This is a genomic window from Cloacibacterium sp. Arc13, from assembly GCF_041431305.1.
Classification (GTDB): Bacteria; Bacteroidota; Bacteroidia; order Flavobacteriales; family Weeksellaceae; genus Cloacibacterium; species Cloacibacterium caeni_B.
The window spans coordinates 17,472-34,195 of record NZ_JASMRM010000008.1; the positions used below are offsets into that span (position 1 = coordinate 17,472).

Sequence of the window (16,724 nt, forward strand, 5' to 3'; positions counted from 1 at the left end):
ATTCATAGTGCAAGTTGCACTACTCAAATATACTAAAACTTTTATAAAAACCATGCTTTACAACATGAAAAAACACCATTCTAAGCGCTCTAAATTTTAATATTTTAAAAACAAACCTCTCTAAAATTGCTTTTAAAGAGATCTAAATATTATGTTTTTGAAAACTATTTTCTAAAAAAAGGAGTTGTGCAACAGTTACTGCTGTTAGGTGCTGGCTTTTTTGTCATTTAATTTAATGGTGGTAAGTTTTTGTCACACCTTTGTGCATTAGAATGAGCTAATACTTTTCCAACAGAGGTTAACTGTATTCCTGTATTGATATTGTCCCACCATTCTCTTAGTTTACTTAAATACGGTTGTTTATTCCACTCTTCCATAAATTTATTGACATTTTGTTGTCTTATGCCCGCATCCTGCTTGTATAAGTCATATATTGATTTTACAATACTCTTTTGTGCTTCAGTCAAGGGAATTTTTATAAATGACAACTGACCGTTATTCACTATTTGACGGTGCAGTGCTAAAGTGTCAATATCGTCTTTATTAGGCAGGACTACTCGAACATAATCACTATTCAATTCGTGCTCAATTAGAATATTTTGTGGAAGTCCATTGTTATTAAGCAATTCAATGGCTTTATTAAAATCATCAGAATTCTTTTCAATTCCTATATCAATATAACCACTCAAAATCTCTGGATAGTATTGTTCTATTTTTTTAAGACCACCAAAATTGCTAACTCTTATGGCATCTAAAATATCTAAATGGTCAAGCCATTCACTACCAACAGGAAGATTGTCATAAAACAATTTACCAAATAAGTCATTAAGAGTAATAAGTCCTTGTTGGATAATTCCACTTGCTGGGAAAAAGTAATTTACGGAATGAAAAACAGTCAACCCAAGTAAAGCATCATCAGAAATTTTGTCAACTATTTCAACAGCACGACTAATACCAGCTCTTGTCAGCCTGTTTTCTCCTTTTTGAAAACGATGTATTAATAATTCTGATAAAAGGTCGTAATCCGCTGGTCTCTCCGTAGAAGCTGCTGTCTTTTGTGCTTCAACAAGTAATAACTGAAAACTTGGGTCAGCAAAAGCTTCTAAAGCTCCTTCAACCGCTTCCATTTTAGGCAAAAGTCTATTTTCAAATTCTGTCACTCTTGAATTTGCTATATTGAGTGCTTCTTGAGAATAGTCTTTTCTTAATTGCAAATTCATTTCTTGATAGATTTCTCTTGCCCTTTTCTCGTCAATACCTATATTGACAATCATATTGTTCGCCTGTAATTGCTGAGAATTGTCTCCAGCTTCTTGGATTTGTTTACTTGCCATTACTGTCTCTCCCAATTTGAATTTGTGAAGAATTATCTCCAGCCTTTTGTTTTTGTTTGACTGTGTTCTTGTTAATGCCAATTTTATATCCCACAGCACCTCCTGTCAGAAGACCAATTATCAACGTAATTATTGCAGTTCCTATTCCGTCAAAAATCCATTCCATATTTTATGTGTTTTTTGTTTATTTGTCAATGTTCGTTTTGTCTTAAGCTTGCACCTAACGTTCGCACGGATTTGCGAAGTCCCGAGAAGGAAGTTTACTTCCGTTCTTAGGATGTTGCACATCACCAAATATACAAAAGTATTCTTGATGCTCAAAAGTTTATTAAAAAACCATAACCTACCCAAAGGAAAGTCAAAGGAATGTATAAGGAAAGGGTAATGAATGTCTGCTTGCATTTTACTTACAGGACAAAGGTAAGATGCTTGCTTCTTATTATACTAGAACTTTATATGGCATTTTGAAGAAAACAAATAAGGGTTTGAGTTGAATCAAGTGGCAGTCAAACTCGAGTTTTGTTCGCAAAAAGTACCCTTTTTCCGAAGCTGATTCGAACTTGATTCGAACTTGATTCGAACAAATATCTCAAAAAACACAAAAAACAGATGAAATAAATACCAACGAAAAGTAAAATAAAAACAATCTACCCTAATTTTTTTTTCTGACACGAAATAACACTTGCATTACCTGTTTACTTCCTGAAATAAATGCTGGGGAATGTTTATTGAAAACATTACAATACGCACATTACAGATTATCAATCTTTTCAAATTAATGGTAGATGTATAAAAAAAATCATTTCTTATCTTACATCAATGCATCAAGGATTCTGTGCGCTGTACATTTGCACCATAATAAATAACTAAAATACAAAATATTATGGCAACAAAATGGAGCTTAGACACTACGCACAGTGAAATTACCTTCAAAGTAAGACACATGATGATTTCTAACGTAAAAGGAGCTTTTAACACTTTTACTGCAGAAGTAGAAGCAGAAGATGATACTTTCAAAAACGCAAAAGTAAGCGCGACTATCCAAACAGATTCTATTGACACAAATAACGCAGATAGAGATACTCACTTGAAAAGTGCAGATTTTTTCAATGCAGAACAAAACCCAACCATTACTTTCGAAAGTTCTTCTTTAAATGATAATGTAACAGGACATTTGACTATTAACGGAGTTACTAAACCAGTACAATTAGAAGTTGAATTCGGGGGAATCAACCAAGATCCTTGGGGAAACACTAAAGCTGGATTTACTTTTGAAGGAAAAATTAAAAGAAGTGATTTCGGTTTAAACTGGAATGCAGCCTTGGAAACTGGCGGTGTTTTAGTAAGCGATGAAGTAAAAATCGCTGGAGAATTACAATTCGTAAAAGAATAAAACAAACACAAACGATGAAAGATGCAGAATGTATTAAAGCATTCTGCATCAATTTTTAATTAAAATGAACATCAACGTATTAGAATACATTTCTGAACAATTGCCCAAAAGCGAAAAAATGCCGGTTCTATTTTTAGGACATGGTTCGCCGATGAATGCAATAGAAGAAAACCAATTTGTGAGAGGATTTAGAGAAATTTCTAAAAAAATTCCTACTCCCAATGCTATTTTGTGTATTTCTGCGCATTGGTACACCAAAGGAACTTATGTAACTTCGGGAGAAATGCAGAAAACGATTCATGATTTTTATGGATTCCCGCAAGAACTTTTCGAGGTAGAATATCCTGCAAAAGGAAATCCTGAATTGGCGAAAGAAACAGCAGAACTTTTGGCTCCCACTTCAGTTATAGAAACCGATAGTTGGGGATTAGATCATGGAGCTTGGAGCGTGATAAAACATTTGTATCCTGCAGCAAATATTCCAGTAATCCAAATGAGTATAGATTATACTCAGGCTGCTCAATATCATTTTGATTTGGCTAAAAAATTACAAAAATTAAGAGAAAAAGGCATTCTGATTATCGGAAGTGGTAACGTGGTTCACAATCTTAGAATGATTGACTGGAAGAACATCAATACGGTTGGTGCTGGTTGGGATTGGGCAATAGAAGCGAGAGCCAAAACCAATGAATGGATTCTCGATGGAAATTTTCAGAATTTAATTCATTTTGAAAAACAAGGTGCGGCATTACAAAATGCCATTCCTACTCCAGATCATTATTTACCTCTGATTTATACGCTTGGTCTGAAAGAAAAATCTGATGAAATTTCGCTTTTTAATGATGAATTGATTGGTGGAAGTCTAAGTATGACGAGTGTAATGATAGATTGAGGTAAAGGTAAAGGTTGAGAAATTTGGCAAAGTTTTTTTATTTTTTTATCAAATTTATTTTTTCTAAAATCAGTTCATAACTATCAGAATTAAAAGGAATTTCCATCTGATTTGTCATGACAATGGTTCCTCCGTTTGATTTATTAATAGAAATGAGATGATTAAAATTCACGATATAAGATTTGTGAACTCTTATAAATTGTGGATTTTCGGCTAAATTTTCTTCAAACATTTTCAGGTTTTTACTTGCTAGAATCTTCTTACCATCCGTCAAATGTATTTCTGAATACGCACCTTCCCCTTTGATATAAATAATTTCATCTGGCAAAATAAGTTCTATTCCGTTGCTATGAGAAATTCCTATTTTTTTGGTTTCAGAAAAATCTTTTCCTAAGTTTTCGTGAAGCACTTTTATTTTCTGACTTGTTAATTTCTGAAATCTATTTACCGCTTCTAGCAATTCTGTAGGATTAATAGGTTTTAACAAATAATCTACCGCCGAAAGTTTAAATGCTTTAATGGCATATTCTTGATAAGCTGTGGTGAAAATTATTCCAAAATTTAAATCTTTTTCGTCAAAAAAATCTAGAATTTCTAATCCAGAATGTCCAGGCATTTCGATGTCTAAAAACACCAAATCTGGCTTATGTTTATGAATAGATTTTACAGCATTAGGAATCCCATCACACTCTGCCACAATTTCTAAATGTGGCAAAAATTCCGCAATTAAATATCTAAGAGAAACTCTAGCTCTTTCTTCGTCATCAACAATCAGTGCTTTCATAATACATTCATGGGTTTTAGTTGAATTTTAACCAAAGTTCCTGTAGAAACTCCATTTTCGTTTTCCTTATTTTCTATGATGATAGAAACAGAATTTTTATACATTTTATTAAGGATTTCTACTCTTTTTTCTTGTGCCGAAGTTGCAAAAGAAGCTGGTTTTTGGTTGCCTTTTTGAGCATTAATAATTTTACTTTTTTCGATACCAATTCCATTATCTTCTATCCTAATACAGAGAAAATCTTTTTTCTGTTCAAAGGAAATATTCAATATTTTTTCTTTTCTAGAATGAAGAAGCCCGTGTTTAATTGCGTTTTCTACATAAGGTTGCAGAAGCAAAACAGGAATATGAATTTTAGAAAGATGATCCATATTTTTAGTCGAGATTTCATAGTGTAAATCTCCATTAAATCTTGCTTTTTCTAATTCTAAATACAGTTTCAGCGTTTCTATTTCTTCTTCTAAAGAGATGTAATCTTGTTCTGTAAATTCTAAAATTTTGCGCGTTAATCCAGAAAATTGAGACAAATAAGTAAGCGCTGGCTTTTTTTCATTGGTTAGAATATACGACTGCAAAGTATTGAGTGCATTATAGAAAAAATGCGGATTCATTTGGGATTTAAAAGCTTTGAGTTTCGAACTATTGCTCTCTTTTTCTAGACGAATCGTGTCAATTTCCAGTTGTTTGGTATAATTTATTTTTCTGATTTGATATCGATAATAAAAATTGATTAAAAAAATCAACAAACCGCCTACAAAAAGTATAAAAACCCAAGATTTCCAAAAAACTTGTTTTATGGTAAAGTTTAATACAACTGGCGCTGCAGTTTTATCTTCGGTTTTCATTGTGATTTGATAATCACCAGCAGAAAGTGACGGAAAGTCTAATTTTCTAGAATTTTCGTCTGCGAGATGCCAATTTCCGTTGTTTATTTTATAAAAAACCTTGTATTTTTCACCTGGAGTAAAATTGAGTAAAGCGTATTTTAATTCTAAATTATTTTCATCATTTTCAAATGATTTTTGGGAAGAAAAAGAAGTGACTTTACCATTTATTTTCACTTCATCCAAAATCAATTTCGGAAATTTTTGATGTTCTTGATAAGAAAGCGGCAAAGATAAAATCCCTCTATTTACACCAATAAAAACCTTATCGCCTATTTCTGTAATTTGACTGAATTCAAAATCTTGATTGTAAGAAAGTTTTTTGTATTGCTTTTGAGTTTTAAAATCATAAACAAAAATTCCATTGTCAGAATTCAGATACAATCTCTCATTAATCATTCTGATATTGAGAATTTTATTCTGAGAAAGCGACTGAAAAATCTTGGGTTGAATGATTTGAAAGTCTTTTACTTGCAACAATTTATTATTCTGAGTAAGTGCAAAAATCTGCGAACCATATTGAACCAATCTGCTGATATAAACAGACTTTCCATGATATAAAATTTCTTGAGTTTTATTTTTAGAAACGGTAAAAAGACCTTTATTGGTTGCAAAATATAGTCTTAATTTTTCCGCATCGAAAACCACTGATTTCCCTCTCACTTTATTGATTAAAGTATTCTGAGTTCCTAAAATAATTTGGGGAGGAAAAACTTTTTGCCAATCGGTTTTTGTATTTCCAAAACTGAGAAAACCACAAGTTCCACTTGCTGCAAAAGCAAAGTTTTTCTCGTCTAATGGAACAATATCTTTAATGGCTGCTTCGTCTTGGTAGACTAATTTTCCATTTTGGTCTAGAATTCTAAAACCGTAAGAAGAAGTGAAAATATTCGGAGAATTATTGAAAGATTTCAACAAATAAATCTCGTGTTTATTTTCTCCCTTAAAAATTAAATTTTCGTTTTGATTTTCAATATTTTTCAGAAATAACTCTTCATTTTGTGTCCCGATGAGCAGTTGGTTTTTATACGCAGAAAGTGAAGTGATAATATTTTTACTTTCAAAAAACTGCACATGAAGATTGGGAACTAAGAAAATCCCATTATTGATGGTAGCAAACCAATAATTCTGATTTCTATCTTTATAAACCGTAGAAATGTTATATCCTTTAAAAAAAAGTTGTAATAAATTCGTTCTAAAAGCGCCATCAGTAGTACAAAGCCAGTTTTCTTTTCCATCAAAAGACGTGTTTTGCACGAAAGTGATTTCTTTAGGAAAATTAACTTTAGAAAATGTATTATTTTTAAAATAATACCCAAAACTCTCATGCTTAGAAGTAAAAAGCAAACCATTTTTGGTGTTTTGCATAATTCCTGCTCTGAAATTCTTAAGCGCTTCTGGAAGTTGAACTGCAGTTTTTCCTTTTTCATTGATGATGAGCAATTCATCTGCGAAAACATAAAAATTTTTCCCGTCGCTATGTGTAAAATTGAGTTTTTTCTGATTGATGGCATAAGATTTCTTTTTCTTACCCGTCATCAAATCATAAACGACAACTCCTTCTTCTTCTACCGTAAAAATCGAATTATTAATGAGTCCAAATTTAAGATAACCAATAGGAATGTGAGGTTTGAACAATTTCAGTTGACTTTTTTCTATGAAATAAAGATAACCATCAAAATTACTGTACCAAATTCTTCCATATTTATCTTCGCTGATGCAAGAACCCGATTTAGAAGTCTGTTCATCTAAAGCATAATTCTGATAATTTTTACCATCATATCTGTACAAACCTTGTTCTGTAGAAAGCCATATAAAACCTTTTCTATCTTGGTAAATATCGTAAACCACTTCTGTAGGCATTCCGTTTTGCTTACTGAGATGGTAATAATAGGGAATACTATTTTGTGCAGAAGCAACAAAATTTATTAAAACCGCTAGAAAAAATAAGATTTTCTTAATCATTATCAACAAAATTAGCAATAATTCTTCTCACTCCGTTTTAGAGTTTACTAAAAACCATTTTGAATTAACGAAAATCTAAAAGTTAGTTACGTTAATCCAAAATCAGATTTGGTTAAATGTGCTCCAGAACAAAGCATCACTAGAAATAATTTTGCAAAAAAAACATGAAGAAACACTTTAGCCAATTCTTACAAAAATTATATCGCTATTGGTTTATTGATGAAAACACAATTTAATATATAAAAACATTATGAGAAAAACTATTTCTATTCTCCTTCTTACTTGCTTTACTCTTCAAGCGAATGCACAATTCGGAAAACTCCTTACCAAAGTTGCCGAAAAAACATTAGGAACACCAGAAGGAGATGCTAAAAAAGCGATTACTCCAGACAAAAAAGATTTAAAAGCATTAGAAGAAGATGCTGCAGATCCTTTCTTAGAAAAACAAAATTTCAAAAAAGAAGGACCAAGCGGAATTTACTACGCATCAGTTCCTTTAGGAATTAAAAACATTACTAATGGTAAGGTTTTAGCCCTTAAAAAAGTGTATTTAGAATTTGATGATGCTAATTTCAAAGTCAATCTTTATTCAAGATATCATTTTCAAAAAAACAGCGAAGGAAACCCAATTATTGATGCTCAATATACCACTTGGATTAGCTCTGGTGTAAATGCAAAATACAAAGCCATGCTATTGCAACAAATGAAATCCAAAGGAATTTTACATTACAGAGACTGTTATATGCCAGATATTGCATATGTACAGTATTTAGACAAAGATCCCGCAAAAGGTGTAAAAAAAGGAGATGTAAAAGGTTTACTACAACTAGAACCAGGATTATTTTACGCTTCAGATGAACCTTACGCAGCTTCTGGCAGTGATCCTTATGGACATAATTTATTTGAAGGACAACAATATTTATTCTTCTATAAAGCAGGAATGGAAGACAAAATTAAAAATTATCCTCCTGCAAAAATTGCTCAAATCTTTAAAGATATGGACAAGAAAAAAGAAGAAGCTTATTCTGCAAATATAAATCTCCCTAAAAAAGCAACTCCAGCAAAAGCACCTTCTCAACAAGCAATGATGGCAGCAGTAAAAAAACGTGTAGCAGATTACGGCTGGAAAGAAACGCCAATCTATTGTTACCCAACAAGTGAATGGGCGCCACAATATCAAGATTTAAGGAACAATCAAGGAATTTATGTAAAAACTTTAACTTCTAGAATTATGGCTATTGTAGCAGTTTTCAAAAAACCTGACGGAACTTGTGGATTTATGAATATGCAAATAGAACAGCAAAATTCTTATTCTGCACCAGGAAGTTTAGCCGAAAACTATATCACTCCACCTACAGATTATGCCAACTCTGGAATGGACCCGATAGATTGTGCTAAAGCAAACGCAAACAAGTAACCTTCTTCATATGATTACTGCGGGACTTTTCTATAAGTTCCGTGGTAATTTCTTTAAATTTTCTAACATGATGAAATTCAAATTAAACCTTTTTGCTCTTCTACTTCTTTTCACATTCAACGTATTACTGGCTCAAAAAAAATTGAATATTAAAGAAAAAACAGTAGTGATTGTAATGCCTTCTAACGAAAGAATTAACCAACTGAAAAAAGAATCTGCGAGTGAAGATGAGTTTTCTGTGATTGTAGAAGATGGCTTATATTATTTAGATCAGGCCAAAATTTTCTTAAAAAAGAAAAACATCAAAACCATTAAAATCAATAGTTCTGATCAAGTAAGATTCTTAGAAAATGGCCGATTTAAGAAATTCAATATTAAAGAATTTTCTTGGGATATTATTTTCTACATGCCGAAAAAAAGCCCAAAACAAATAGATATAACAGACATAGAAAACGAATTTCAAAATTACTTTTTAACCATTAAAACTAAAAAATGATGAAAATAAAACTACTTTCTTCATTAATCTTCATGTTTTTTTTGATGATAAAGGCACAAAACCCAATTCAACACTTTACATTTGATAACACATATTCTAATAGCAATTCTACTATACAACTTACTCAACTGAATGCCTCTTTTCCGACTTCATTTGTTACGGGTAGAAATGGTGGACAAGCAGTGAATATTCCCAATGCTGGAGGTTTAAAAGCAATTATCAATAATTTACCATTAGGAAATAACCCTAGAACTGTTGCAACTTGGATAAAATTCAACCAATATAATGCAACCGGTGGAAGTTACATATTTAGTTATGGAAATGCTGTAAACGGACAAGCTTTTGGCCTTACCATGAACTACAATAATGGTTTAGAACAATACAATTGGGGTGCCGGTTATAGTGTAACAATCACCATTAATGAAAATTCTAATGTCTTTTTTAATAACGGACAATGGTATAATTTAGTAACGACTTATGATGGCTCTAAAATTAAAATCTATATGAATGGTGCACTCATCAAAACACAAAATTTAGCAATCAACACATCTAACACAATCAATAATTTATTTAAAATAGGTGCTACTCCAAGTACTTCTTCTTGGTTAACTCTAAATGCAGCGATTGATGATTTACAAATTTTTGACGTGGCACTAACAGATGCTCAGGTAAATAGTTTATACTCCGGAACGCTGGCTACAGCTGACTTGTCTAATATCAAAAACAACATTTCCATCTATCCCAATCCTGCAAAAGATATTGTTTTTGTGAAATCTGAGACTCTTATTACAAAAATAGAACTTTATGATTTTTCAGGTAAAAAAATAAAAGAATCAGCTTCAAAAGAAATGAATATTTCTTCTTTACAAAGAGGAAATTACCTCATAAAAGTTATTGACAAGGATGGAAACACTCAAACTAAAAATTTAGTAAAAGAGTAATCTCATATCACTAAAAAGGACTTCAAAATAGAAGTCCTTTTTTATTGAAATTTTTTTGCGATTTGTTTTCTATAAATGATTAAACAAAAACCTAAAATTAAATTTACACCACCTAAAATTAGAGATTCAAAAATTTTTAAACTCTCTAAATTTTCACTCATATAACTTATTTTAAAATAGTTAATAAATGAAGAAATGAAATAACCAAAATTATCAACAATCAAAAAGCCACCAATCAAAACCATTCCTATTTGCAAAATAGTATCAGAATTGAGGTTACTCACTGTAATTTCATTATTGTCAAAACCTTTATCTAGTTTAAAAAAATCAATGATTAAATCTGGTTTTTTAACAAATACATAGTAAACTGCAAGTATAAAAAGCGTTATTAAAATTAAAGTTATAATACTACTTATTGAAAAAAAATCATTAAATAGTAACTGCAAATTTCTTGGTAAAGAAGTAAATATAAGTAATAAAAATTGATAAAGCCCGAAAAGTTTTATCATGAGTCTGAAGAAGTCTTTGTTAGTCATATTTTAGTTTTTTTTGCCTTTTATATTTTCTTATTTCTTTATTAGTTTTCAGAAATCTAGCTTTAGTTACAGTATATGGAACTCCATAGTATGTATAGTTTATGTATGGAATTTCATTTTCAAACTGTTTATAATAATTTTCATAATTTATTTTAGAATTTAAAAAATTATTAAAATCGATATAAGATTTTCCTTCATCTTTATAAGACATTGCAGTAAGATAATTTTTTATAGAATATTGATTCCAATTTTTAGATTCATAATAATATACCCTTCCATCTAAACCTATTAAATTTAAATCAAGATTATCTTTAGGTACTTTTAAAAAAGTATCTTTATTTACGTTTTCATAAATTAGTTGAGAAATATTCTGTGGTAAAATAAATTCTTTTCTAAAAAAATCATTTTTATTATCCTGATTTTTAGCAGAATAAATTAATCTTCCTTCTATTATATCACCAATCTTTTTAATTTCTAAAACATTTGATGTATTCCAAAACCTAAAAACAAATTCTGCCTTAATGTTTTGAATTTCAGAAACATTGAAAAACCTGCACATTTCTCTAACATATTTGATAGATGTAGAATCGCTATCTTCAGTCAAAATTAGATGATTACTCTGACCAAAAACACCAATAGCAAAGAATGTAAAGATTAATATGAAATTTTTCATTTTAAACATCCACTTTAAATGCTCTATTTTTAACCATTTCTGCAATGGTAAGAATATCTTCGCCAATTAATCTGTCGTTTTCTAGTTTTTTCACTTTTTCACGAATAATCGCATAGTTTTCTTCGATGATTTTAGAAGATTTCAGCGGTCTACGGAATTCTAAACCTTGCGCTGCAAACATAAGTTCTATCGCTAAAATATTTTCTAAATTCCCTAAAACCTGATTAAATTTTCTCCCCGAAATACTTCCCATAGAAACATGGTCTTCTTGACCTAAACTCGTAGGAACAGAATCTGCCGAAGCCGGGAAACAAAGCGTTTTATTTTCGGTAACCAATGCAGCAGTAGTATATTGCGGAATCATGAATCCTGAATTAAGACCAGAACTTTCGATGAGCAGTTTTGGTAAACCATATTTCCCTTCGAGTAAAAGATAACTTCTTCTATCAGAAATATTTCCTAATTCTGCAACGGCCAAAGTTGCATAATCAATGGGTAAAGCCATTAATTGACCATGAAAATTCCCTCCAGAAATCGCTTCTTCATCAGAAATTACGATAGGGTTATCGGTTACAGAATTCAGTTCTGTTTCTGCCATTTGTTTTAAATGTTCATAAGCGTTTCTACTGGCACCGTGAACTTGCGGAACGCAACGCATAGAATACGGGTCTTGCACTCTTCCACAATTTTCGTGATAGTTTAAATTCTCAGAATTTTTGAGCAGTTTGGTCATTCTTTTCGCCACCAATTGACTGCCTTTGTACGCTCTAATTTCGTGTAATTCTTTCTTAAAAGGACTTGCAGAACCTTGATATGCTTCAATCGAAAAAGCTGCAGCTACATCTGCTAAATCTAATAAGTATTTAAATTTATCTAAGCCTAAAATCGCATGTGCTAAGATAAATTGAGTTCCATTAATCAGCGCTAAACCTTCTTTAGCTTGTAATTTTAAAGGCTGTAATTGATGTTTTTCTAAAACTTGGGCAGTTTCTACTGTATTTTCGCCATCCCAAACTTTTCCTAAACCTAAAAGTGGTAAAACCAAATGAGAAAGTGGCGCTAAATCTCCACTTGCGCCAACTGAACCTTGCTCTGGAACTACAGGAATAATGTCTTTTTCTAGCATGAGCATCAATCGTTCTACAACGTCTAAAGAAATCCCCGAAAATCCTTTTGACAAAGCGTGAATTTTACACACCATCATAATTTTTGAAAGTTCTTTAGCTATTGGCTTTCCTACTCCTACTGAATGCGAAATGACAAGATTCTCTTGTAACTGTGCGGTTTCTTCTTCGGAAATTTTCACATCACAGAGCGGACCAAAACCTGTATTAATTCCATAAACGGTTTTATCTGATTTTACAATCTTTTGAACATTTTGGTAAGAATTCTGGATTTGGGATTTTGATTTTTTATCCAAATTTGCTTTTTGCTTACCATTGATAATATTGATGACATCTTGGTAAGTAAAGTGGTCTACTCCGTAAATTAACATTTTAAATTATTTTGCCTAAAATTACACAAATCCTTGCAAAGAAAAAAGCGAGAAAAAAATCTCGCTTTTCGTTTATTTTTTTACAAGCGTTACGAGCTGACCTTCGAGTTGTGTAATGGCATCAAAAATCTGCTTAAATGCAGGGTAATATTCTTTAGGAAAATTATCCGAGTCTATTTTAACTGAGGTTTCTACAGTGATTTTGTTCCCTTCAGTGCTCACTACATAAGAATAAATAATCCCTTCATCTTCGGTCTTAAATTTTTTAGACTTCGGTAGATTTTCAAATTTATAGTTATCTGGAATGGTAATTACCACTTTTTTTACCGTTTCATAAGGAGAAAGAAACTCTATAGGATATTTTCTTTCTTCGGTTTGATTAAATTCGTGGTTTTGGCGGTATAAAAATAGCAGAGGATTGAAAATTAATTTACCCCCAACTCCATCTACAAAACCGTCTGTATTGAAATCAAAACTGGTCTGAAACTCATTATCATTTACTACTTCTGATTTATAATTATTAAAATTAAAGGTGTATCTTTCTTTGTACTTTTTCTCGTAGTCTTGTTTATTGTCTGCATATTCATCATAGTCAAGAATGGCAAAAGTTTTAGTATCTCTATCTTTAAAGTTGCCTTCAAAAGTAGTATCTTCATTCAGTTTAGCATCTACATTAAGATAGGTTTTACTTTCGATGAAATTATTAATTTGTAGAATTTCCGCTTTTTTATCTTTTAACAGAATAGCGTTATAGTTATAAGCTCTTGGTGGCAATAAATTGGGCAAAGAAAATTTAGAAGTTGCATCATACAAATAGTAATTACCATTATCTTCTAAACAAGCTACTACATAATTAGGAGCACCAATTGTAGGAAATGCAATATTCAAAATTCCTCTATTTACAGTATTCATAATCATAGGACTTACATTAAGCCCAGCTTCTCTCATCAGCATAATTAAATAAAGATTAATCTCTGCACTATTTCCTATCTTAGTGTCTATTAAACTTTTAATACCATCTCCTGTAAATAACCCAACATTTCCGTCCCAACTATAAGTAGATTGAACAAATTTTAGAATTTTACCCGCTTTTTCTTTTGGCAAAGTCATGCTTAAAATATCTTGTGAAAGCACATTTCTTGCCAAAGATTTTTTACTTAATTGTCCTCCAAAATCATCATACTCTTTTAACTTATCTCTAACATCATCCCAAGTTGTAGCGTAAGATTTAAAAATATTATTAAAATTTGTAGAATTTAACTCAGGTCTCACACTAGCAATATAATTCCTTTCATTTTTCATGAAATTTTCGGCTTTAAAAGGCGGTACATTTTCGAAACCTAATCTCAAACTGTAGTAATCTTGACCATACATCATTTGAGCTTGATCTTCTTTATATTTTGGCATTAATCCTCCTTGAAAATTATAATTGTACCCAAAAAATTTAGGAAAATCAAAAATATATTCTTCATAAATAACAGGAATATCAAACTCCAAATAAGTTTTGTCTAGCAATTGTAAAAAAGGAGAATTTACTTGATACTGATATTCTATAATAGACCCATCTTTTACATTAGGAAACGTGAATTTTTGAATTACTTGATTTTTTTGTTCCTTAGACTTAAATTTTGCGTCTTTTTCTACTTTAGCATTAACGACTTTATCATTTTCTAAATTGTAAGTCACTGCCTTCAATCCAGAAACATATTCTTTTTCTCCATTTCCTTCATATAAAGGAATTTCTACATCTAAATATTGCGAAGATTTCTCTTTATTATAAATTTTAATTCTTTTAAAGACTTTGGTTTCTAATTGTCCATTAATGATCAAATTACTAATAGAACTGTATAATATTTCTGCAGGAGCATCTTCTTTGATGGTAGATTTTGTTTTAGAAAGTTCGTTTTTATTGAACTCTGGATATTTCATAAACTTGTGCTGCGAAAACACCAAGACAGAAATTGAGAATAAAAAAACAGTTAAAATTTTAGTCTTCATGGTTATATTTTAGTTAAAAGAATTTTAGTATTGTCGTGATTATTGGTTTTTTTTCTGAACTCTATATATTCTTTGAATTTTTCTTTAGGATAAATATTTTTCAAAATGGTAATTTTTCGTTGAGTAACCAGTTTGCCATTTTCCATAGAAAATTGGAGAGAATAGTTGCCAAATTCAGAAGACAACTGTACAGATTTTGGAATTTCTGCCAACTTATATCCTTCTGGAATTTCTAGAGAAAAATTGTAAGTATCTTGATAAGAAAAATAGACTTCTAAAGGTAATTTTCTATCTTCATGACTGGTAGTTTGCATAAGATCTAAGAACGGCATTGCTCTTAAAATGATGTCATTACCTAATTTTTTAGAATAATTTTTCGCTTGCAACTTCACTTCATAATTTATCAGCGCTTCATCTCTATTATTCGTCACATTATTAGCCTCTAGATTTTCCATATTAAGGTAATAAAATCTTTCTTTAAGCGCTTCCTTTACCTCATCTTTGTTTAAGGAAGTAAGTGGCATCTGGAAATCATATTGTGCCCCAGAAAATCTAAATTTAGCATCCACATTTATACTATTATCTGGATTAAGTTTAACCTCTGCATTTAGAATTTCACTGCTTTCTTCTGGTTTATATGTAGGCGTATTGATTAACTTGATATCATCCTCAGAAATGGCCATCACATTTCTATTGAGCGAGGTATAATTCAAATGATTAAAAGCAATTTCTTGTGAAGTGTTTTCTAACCAAATATTTCCTTTTTCTGTAGGAACCATCAGAATTACATGGTTTCCAAACATTTTTGGGAAATTTTCATCATACTTTTGAACTGAACGATCATCTTTTATTCTACAATAATAAGATTTAATTCCTGCCGCTTTTAATAAGGTTCTCATGTAATTAGTTAATGCTTTACAATCACCATATCCTTTTTTTCTAACATCTTCTACCAACATAGGTTTCCAACCACCTATTCCTTCCATTATCGCAACATATCTGGTTTTACTCTGCATATATTGATAAAGTTTTTTAACTTTATCATGCGTACTTCCTGTAAGATTAAGTGCTGCTACTTCTGCTTGAAGCGCTGGCGTAACTTCAGAAACAGGGTTGATTAGATTTTGATAAAACCAATTTCCGAATTCATTCCATTGGGTAAGATTTCCTTGTTTCCCTTCTAATGAAAATTGATCTAATGAAAACTCTGCTCTCGGTAAAAATTCATTTAAACTTGGCGAACGAGGCTCATCTTCTACTGCTGGAACATTAGAAAAACTGTAAGAATATTTTTGTCCATTTTCTGTAAACGAAATTTTCGCGAAATCATTCTCATGAACTTTAGTTCTTAATTTAATTCCAGATTTATTATTAATTACTAAACTGTTTTTTTCTGTAGAAATATTATAGTCATCAATTGGGAAAAAATCTGGCATAAATACTGTATTTCTTGTCTCTGTGGTGTAAGAATATTGTATAGAATAAGGATAAGTGATTGACATATAGCTCAGAAACAAAATTCTGCTATCATCATAAAAGGAAAAGCTAGGACTATGACTGGCGTCGGTAAAATCACTTTTAGAATATTTCTTAATCACCTTTCCATTTTGGTCTAAAATAGACACTTTTATATTGCTTACCGAAACACTTTTATCATAAGGAATACCAATACTCGAAAAATTTTCACCAGATTTATTCAGTATGGTAATGGTTTTATTGTAAGTCTGCACCATATTATCTATGGCATTAATATCAATAGTGGTTTCATCATTTCTTACTACAGCATTGGCTTTATGAAGTAAATTTTCAGGAATCGCAGAAACCGCATAATTTTGAGAAAATAGTAAAGTACTGAAAACAAGAAAGATAAAAGAGAAAAGCTTGCTCATAAAATGGTTTTGTTAGTTTTGGCTAAA

Annotated in this window: 14 protein-coding genes; 5 read left to right on the forward strand and 9 right to left on the reverse strand. The window is 31.0% G+C overall.

Going from position 1 to position 16,724, the window contains the following annotated elements:
- Window positions 1-227 precede the first annotated feature (227 nt).
- Window positions 228-1,334 carry an LPO_1073/Vpar_1526 family protein gene (locus tag QO190_RS07485; protein ID WP_371462237.1) on the reverse strand — a complete coding sequence of 369 codons (1,107 nt, stop codon included), beginning with the start codon at window positions 1,332-1,334 and terminating at the stop codon, window positions 228-230.
- Window positions 1,324-1,500 (reverse strand): hypothetical protein, encoded by a 177-nt coding sequence (locus QO190_RS07490; protein ID WP_371462238.1) that lies wholly within the window; start codon window positions 1,498-1,500, stop codon window positions 1,324-1,326. The genes QO190_RS07485 and QO190_RS07490 overlap by 11 nt, the downstream gene beginning before the upstream one ends.
- A gap of 717 nt (window positions 1,501-2,217) precedes the next feature.
- On the opposite strand from QO190_RS07490, the gene QO190_RS07495 reads away from it, so the two are divergent.
- Entirely contained in the window at window positions 2,218-2,727 is a 510-nt protein-coding gene (locus QO190_RS07495; RefSeq protein WP_371462239.1) for a YceI family protein, read from the forward strand.
- 64 nt (window positions 2,728-2,791) lie between these two features.
- Entirely contained in the window at window positions 2,792-3,619 is an 828-nt protein-coding gene (gene ygiD / locus QO190_RS07500; RefSeq protein WP_371462240.1) for a 4,5-DOPA dioxygenase extradiol, read from the forward strand.
- A 37-nt stretch (window positions 3,620-3,656) separates the two neighbouring features.
- On the opposite strand, the gene QO190_RS07505 is transcribed toward ygiD, so the two are convergent.
- Entirely contained in the window at window positions 3,657-4,403 is a 747-nt protein-coding gene (locus tag QO190_RS07505) for a LytR/AlgR family response regulator transcription factor (protein ID WP_371462241.1), read from the reverse strand.
- Window positions 4,400-7,252, reverse strand: coding sequence for a histidine kinase (locus QO190_RS07510; protein ID WP_371462242.1), 2,853 nt, complete (start codon window positions 7,250-7,252; stop codon window positions 4,400-4,402). The genes QO190_RS07505 and QO190_RS07510 overlap by 4 nt, the downstream gene beginning before the upstream one ends.
- Before the next feature lie 250 nt (window positions 7,253-7,502).
- Between QO190_RS07510 and QO190_RS07515 the strand changes: the two genes are divergently transcribed.
- From QO190_RS07515 to QO190_RS07525, 3 genes are all read left to right on the forward strand, one after another.
- Window positions 7,503-8,669 carry a hypothetical protein gene (locus QO190_RS07515; RefSeq protein WP_371462243.1) on the forward strand — a complete coding sequence of 389 codons (1,167 nt, stop codon included), beginning with the start codon at window positions 7,503-7,505 and terminating at the stop codon, window positions 8,667-8,669.
- A gap of 67 nt (window positions 8,670-8,736) precedes the next feature.
- Window positions 8,737-9,165 (forward strand): hypothetical protein, encoded by a 429-nt coding sequence (locus tag QO190_RS07520; RefSeq protein ID WP_371462244.1) that lies wholly within the window; start codon window positions 8,737-8,739, stop codon window positions 9,163-9,165.
- On the forward strand, window positions 9,162-10,106 hold the full coding sequence (locus QO190_RS07525; RefSeq protein WP_371462245.1) for a LamG-like jellyroll fold domain-containing protein: 945 nt from the start codon (window positions 9,162-9,164) through the stop codon (window positions 10,104-10,106). The genes QO190_RS07520 and QO190_RS07525 overlap by 4 nt, the downstream gene beginning before the upstream one ends.
- Before the next feature lie 41 nt (window positions 10,107-10,147).
- Here the strand turns inward: QO190_RS07525 and QO190_RS07530 are convergent, their stop codons facing one another.
- From QO190_RS07530 to QO190_RS07550, 5 genes are all read right to left on the reverse strand, one after another.
- Entirely contained in the window at window positions 10,148-10,642 is a 495-nt protein-coding gene (locus QO190_RS07530; RefSeq protein WP_371462246.1) for a hypothetical protein, read from the reverse strand.
- Window positions 10,635-11,315 carry a hypothetical protein gene (locus QO190_RS07535; protein WP_371462247.1) on the reverse strand — a complete coding sequence of 227 codons (681 nt, stop codon included), beginning with the start codon at window positions 11,313-11,315 and terminating at the stop codon, window positions 10,635-10,637. The genes QO190_RS07530 and QO190_RS07535 overlap by 8 nt, the downstream gene beginning before the upstream one ends.
- A gap of 1 nt (window position 11,316) precedes the next feature.
- On the reverse strand, window positions 11,317-12,810 hold the full coding sequence (gene hutH / locus QO190_RS07540) for a histidine ammonia-lyase (protein WP_371462248.1): 1,494 nt from the start codon (window positions 12,808-12,810) through the stop codon (window positions 11,317-11,319).
- Between the two features lie 72 nt (window positions 12,811-12,882).
- The gene (locus QO190_RS07545) at window positions 12,883-14,808 is read right to left on the reverse strand and encodes a hypothetical protein (RefSeq protein ID WP_371462249.1); all 1,926 of its coding nucleotides are present in this window, start codon (window positions 14,806-14,808) and stop codon (window positions 12,883-12,885) included.
- A gap of 2 nt (window positions 14,809-14,810) precedes the next feature.
- Complete coding sequence (locus QO190_RS07550; protein WP_371462250.1) at window positions 14,811-16,697, reverse strand: DUF3857 domain-containing protein; 1,887 nt, start codon at window positions 16,695-16,697, stop codon at window positions 14,811-14,813.
- Between the last annotated feature and the right edge of the window lie 27 nt (window positions 16,698-16,724).

Coding starts and splice junctions, on each gene's coding strand:
- QO190_RS07495 (WP_371462239.1), top strand. CDS start 2,218: ATGGCAACAAAATGGAGCTTAGACACTACGCACAGTGAAATTACCTTC.
- QO190_RS07530 (WP_371462246.1), bottom strand. CDS start 10,642: ATGACTAACAAAGACTTCTTCAGACTCATGATAAAACTTTTCGGGCTT.
- QO190_RS07490 (WP_371462238.1), bottom strand. CDS start 1,500: ATGGAATGGATTTTTGACGGAATAGGAACTGCAATAATTACGTTGATA.
- QO190_RS07545 (WP_371462249.1), bottom strand. CDS start 14,808: ATGAAGACTAAAATTTTAACTGTTTTTTTATTCTCAATTTCTGTCTTG.
- QO190_RS07485 (WP_371462237.1), bottom strand. CDS start 1,334: ATGGCAAGTAAACAAATCCAAGAAGCTGGAGACAATTCTCAGCAATTA.
- QO190_RS07520 (WP_371462244.1), top strand. CDS start 8,737: ATGATGAAATTCAAATTAAACCTTTTTGCTCTTCTACTTCTTTTCACA.
- QO190_RS07510 (WP_371462242.1), bottom strand. CDS start 7,252: ATGATTAAGAAAATCTTATTTTTTCTAGCGGTTTTAATAAATTTTGTT.
- QO190_RS07550 (WP_371462250.1), bottom strand. CDS start 16,697: ATGAGCAAGCTTTTCTCTTTTATCTTTCTTGTTTTCAGTACTTTACTA.
- hutH (WP_371462248.1), bottom strand. CDS start 12,810: ATGTTAATTTACGGAGTAGACCACTTTACTTACCAAGATGTCATCAAT.
- QO190_RS07505 (WP_371462241.1), bottom strand. CDS start 4,403: ATGAAAGCACTGATTGTTGATGACGAAGAAAGAGCTAGAGTTTCTCTT.
- QO190_RS07535 (WP_371462247.1), bottom strand. CDS start 11,315: ATGAAAAATTTCATATTAATCTTTACATTCTTTGCTATTGGTGTTTTT.
- QO190_RS07515 (WP_371462243.1), top strand. CDS start 7,503: ATGAGAAAAACTATTTCTATTCTCCTTCTTACTTGCTTTACTCTTCAA.
- QO190_RS07525 (WP_371462245.1), top strand. CDS start 9,162: ATGATGAAAATAAAACTACTTTCTTCATTAATCTTCATGTTTTTTTTG.
- ygiD (WP_371462240.1), top strand. CDS start 2,792: ATGAACATCAACGTATTAGAATACATTTCTGAACAATTGCCCAAAAGC.